This window comes from Microcoleus sp. (genome assembly GCF_049646505.1).
Taxonomy (GTDB): Bacteria; Cyanobacteriota; Cyanobacteriia; order Cyanobacteriales; family Microcoleaceae; genus Microcoleus.
In genome coordinates this window covers 1-2,604 of record NZ_JBARVX010000088.1, presented here as the reverse complement: position 1 = coordinate 2,604, position 2,604 = coordinate 1, and the positions used below count along the sequence as shown (strand labels likewise).

3 protein-coding genes and 1 pseudogene are annotated in these 2,604 nt (G+C 44.6%); 2 read left to right on the top strand and 2 right to left on the bottom strand.

Annotation, left to right across the window (positions count from 1 at the left end; genetic code table 11):
* The coding region (locus tag WBA89_RS05000) for a transposase (RefSeq protein WP_424404428.1) at positions 1-94 on the top strand (94 nt) is incomplete at its 5' end.
* Positions 95-305: 211 nt separating this feature from the next.
* Here the strand turns inward: WBA89_RS05000 and tnpA are convergent.
* A pseudogene (gene tnpA / locus WBA89_RS04995) lies at positions 306-703 on the bottom strand (IS200/IS605 family transposase); the annotation flags it as partial.
* A 52-nt stretch (positions 704-755) separates the two neighbouring features.
* On the opposite strand from tnpA, the gene WBA89_RS04990 reads away from it, so the two are divergent.
* A complete protein-coding gene (locus tag WBA89_RS04990; protein ID WP_424404431.1) occupies positions 756-1,898 on the top strand; it encodes an RNA-guided endonuclease InsQ/TnpB family protein in 1,143 nt (380 codons plus the stop codon).
* Positions 1,899-1,933: 35 nt separating this feature from the next.
* On the opposite strand, the gene WBA89_RS04985 is transcribed toward WBA89_RS04990, so the two are convergent.
* The gene (locus WBA89_RS04985) at positions 1,934-2,227 is read right to left on the bottom strand and encodes an ABC transporter substrate-binding protein (protein WP_424404430.1); all 294 of its coding nucleotides are present in this window, start codon (positions 2,225-2,227) and stop codon (positions 1,934-1,936) included.
* Positions 2,228-2,604 lie beyond the last annotated feature (377 nt).

The window sequence follows — 2,604 nt, the reverse complement described above, 5'->3', positions numbered from 1 at the left end:
TTTGTGGAGTCCGAGTTACTTTGCCTCGTCAGTTGGCGGTGCCCCTATTGAAATATTGAAGCAATACATCAAAGAGCAAGAAAAGCCGTCCTAGAAGGACGGGGTTTTAAACCCAGTTTTCTGATAAACTCTCCCTCAGCTACAGTCAAGTTAATATTTTCTAATGCCCTGTAACCGTTTGGATATACTTTATTAACATTGTCCATCACCAAAAAAGGCCCGCGGCGGTCGTTTGGTTGCTGGATCTGGGTTTGGGTGTTCGTCTGGTTGACCAAAAAAATGGGATACAAGCCCCTTCTGAGCGTGGCCGGCTTTTCTTGATTTCTGATATACTCCTTCAAAACTTCTTTCTTACGCACCCCCAACAGAAACGGCAAAATAACTAGGACTCCACAATGCTTCTTTGTGGGGTTTTTTGTGTCCAGCCTGTCCGTATCTACGACTGGAAACGCCTTTGAGCGCGTTAACTATTTGAGATATCGACAATTTAGGCGGATACTCGATCGGCGCATGAACATGATCGGCTTCCCCGTTGAACTCTAGCACTCGAAAGTTCATTTTTTGAGCTACAAGAGAGAAACGACTTTTCAATCAAATCAAGACCTTCGCCAGTGAATACAGACCGACGATATTTTGTTATGCAGACCAAATGTATTTTAAGTTTTGTAACAGAATGACGTTCGCGACGGTAAATAGTTGTCATTACTTGCAGACCAATATATAATCAAACCTACAGACCAATATTCAGTATAACCATGAAGGCGAGATTCAAGTACAGATTTTATCCGACGACAGAACAAAAGCAGAGCTGGTCTCGGCTGTTTGGCTGCGTGAGGGTCGTCTGGAACGATAGTCTAGCCCTCTCTCTGCAGTCTGAAAAAAAGCCAAGTTCATCTGATTTGCCAAAAATCGTAATAACCCAAGCGAAAAAGACCGAAGAAAGAGCTTGGCTGAGCGAAGTTTCTAATATTCCTCTACAGCAATCTGTAGCAGACTTAGAGACAGCTTTCAAGAACTTCTTCGATTCCTGCAAAGGAAAGCGAAAAGGTCGTAAGGTTGGTTATCCTAAGTTCAAGAAAAGAACAAATAGCCAGTCGGCCCGATTTAGGATTGGAGGTTTTTCTCTAAAAAATGGCGGTGTCTACTTAGCCAAGATTGGTATTGTCAAGCCAATATGGTCAAGGGATCTACCCTCTGAGCCTAGCTCGGCAACAGTAATCAAAGATTGTGCAAATCGTTATTTCGTAAGTTTTGTGGTAGAAGTTCAACCTGTTCAATCTGATGCTAAAAACCAAAGTATCGGAATCGATCTGGGGATCAAGACTTTTGCGGTAATGAGTAATGGTGAAAAAGCCCAAAGCCCTAACTATAAAAAGTTAGACCGGAAAGTTCGTATACTCCAGCGCAAATTAGCTCGCCAGCCACAAGATTCTAAAAGGAGAAACATAACCCGAATCAAAATTGCCAAGTTGCACAACCGCATTGCCGACACCCGTAAAGATTTCCTGCACAAATTGTCAACCAAAGTGGTCAAGGAAAACCAAGTGATTATTTTGGAAGATTTGAACGTGTCAGGCATGGTGAAAAACCGGAAACTTTCACGGGCAATTAGTCAGCAAGGATGGAGGGAGTTTAGGACTCTCTGTGAGGCTAAGTCTGAAAAGTTTGGGAGAGAATTTCAAGTAATTAGTAGGTGGCAGCCTACTAGCCAAGTTTGTGCGGATTGTGGTTTTAAATGGGGCAAGATTGATTTATCTATTCGTTCAGTGCTTTGTGTTAGTTGTGGTACGCTCGCAGATAGAGATCAAAACGCATCCAAAAATATCGAAAAAGTCGGGATGGGAAATCGCCACGACTCAAAACGGACGCAGAGGGATTGTCAGACTAGCAACGGTTAGCAGAACCCGATGAAGCGTCAAGAATCACCGCTCATTTATGACGGTGAGTATTTCAAGCTACCTTTGGTGATCAGACCTTCACTAATTTGATAAGGCATGGGCATTTGCCACTGGCCTCCGTCAATGCCGCCGCCTGCAGATCCGATTTCTAAGTTGTCTCTGGCAGAGCCCCAGTTGGCTTGTTTGGCAACTTCTACATCGGTCATGCCGTACTTGGCAAAAAAGCCTTTTTCTTTGGCAATAATCAAACCTGCTGCTTCGACGATCGGGATGTATCCCAAGATAACTTTCGTAGTTTCGATGCCCTCTACTTTTTTCTCGTTGGCCACAGCAACTGCTGATGTGGGCGCTGGGGATGCCCCGCCTGTAGTAGCCCCACCGCCGGCACCTGCGGTACTACCTGGTTCTGGGGGAGTACAAGCTTTGAGGAGTATTGTACTGACTGCAGATGCACCTGCGGTAACGATAAATTTACGCCGAGAAAATTGCTATGAAAATTTTGTCATAGCCTAGCCTTCGTTCCTATTCATCAGAAAAATGGGTTTGAAACCCCGTCCTTCTAGGACGGCTTTACATTAATTTAAATCCCCTTGCGGGGGAGAGGGGTATGGTTGCCCCTCTGTGGAGATATGGTTGTCTCCGAGTCCCTTTCGGGTAATGTTAGCTTCGCCAAGGTTTTAAGAGCTTTTTAGACTTGCAGCACTGT

Excerpts from the sequence above, each read along its gene's own strand:
- WBA89_RS04990 (WP_424404431.1), top strand. The coding sequence starts at position 756 with ATGAAGGCGAGATTCAAGTACAGATTTTATCCGACGACAGAACAAAAG.